1 protein-coding gene and 1 pseudogene are annotated in these 1213 nt (G+C 70.3%); both read right to left on the bottom strand.

Going from position 1 to position 1213, the window contains the following annotated elements; all coding sequences use genetic code 11:
- Positions 1 to 107: 107 nt before the first annotated feature.
- Entirely contained in the window at positions 108 to 488 is a 381-nt protein-coding gene (locus tag V7067_RS16670; RefSeq protein ID WP_334177016.1) for a phasin family protein, read from the bottom strand.
- 197 nt (positions 489 to 685) lie between these two features.
- A pseudogene (locus V7067_RS16665) lies at positions 686 to 1213 on the bottom strand (poly-beta-hydroxybutyrate polymerase); the annotation flags it as partial.

Here is a 1213-nt window from a genome sequence, read left to right as displayed (position 1 = left end):
GTTCGCCATGGGCCGGCTTCAGCGTGAGAGGCGCGGAGCGGCCGGATTTCTGTGCCGATGATACCGTTCGTTCCGGGCGACGCCGTGCGGTCAGTGTGTCCGCGCGCTCAGTGGCTCCGGCCGCCGCCGCAGGGCGGCAGGGCTGCGCCGAACGACTGGATAACCTCCACCGCCTCGCCCCACACCGCCCGCCATTCGCGGTCGAACCGGATCATCAGTTCGGTGGCGCGGTCGGACTGGCGGCGCAGCACGTCCATCTCGGCGTGCAGCAGCGCTTCCGGCGAGCGGGCGGCGGCGAGCGTGTTGAAATCGTCCACCCCCGCCTCCACAAGACGGCCGGCAAAGGCGAACTGCCCGGCCGCGATCTCCGCAAAGCCCAGACAGAGGCGCTCGCCGGCGCGCGCGACCTGCACCATCTGCCGGCTGCCGAGCGCCATCGCGCCAAGACCCAGATGGGTGAAATTCGCGGTATCCATTTCTGCTGACATGCGCATTTCTCCCGGCGGATTGCTATCCGCTCTTCAGGAAACCGGTGCAGGCCCGCAGCCCACGGCAACGGACCGGTGGCTCCCGCGGAAAAACCGCGCCGGAGCGTGAGGCGCGCCGGGGCATCCGGCCGCCGCAGGCCGGCGGGTGCGCAGGGCCGGCGGCGGCACCCCGCCGCGGCCCGCGTCTTCGCCGGTCTTCAGTGCACGAGCACGTAGGTGCCCGGCGCATCGCACAGCGGCGCGAACCGCTGCGAGCCCATGGCCGGTGCCGGGCGGCTGCCCGTGCTGTGTCCGGTCAGCCATTCCGTCCACGCCGGCCACCACGACCCTTCGGTCACGGGCGCGCTTGCCAGCCAGTCGTCGGGGCTGACATAGCGCGCGTCGGCCGGGCGCTCCTTCAGGCGATAGCGACGCCCGCGGTGACCCGGCTCGTTGACCACGCCGGCGTTGTGCCCGCCCGATGTGAGCACGAACGTGATGTCGCCATCGTTGAGCAGATGGATTTTAAACACCGAGCGCCACGGCGCAATGTGATCGGTCTCGGTGCCGACGACAAACATCGGCACGCGAATATCGCTCACCACCACGGGGCTGCCGCCGACGCGGTAGTGCCCCTCGGCCAGCGCATCTTCCAGAAACAGCCGGCGCAGATATTCGCCGTGCATGCGCGCCGGCATGCGGGTGCCGTCGGCGTTCCATGCCATCAGGTCGTTGGGCTGGTCGCG

The organism is Pseudoxanthobacter sp. (genome assembly GCF_036822375.1).
Classification (GTDB): Bacteria; Pseudomonadota; Alphaproteobacteria; order Rhizobiales; family Segnochrobactraceae; genus Pseudoxanthobacter.
The sequence above is the reverse complement of the archived record's forward strand: the minus strand, read 5'-3'. Positions and strand labels throughout refer to the sequence as shown.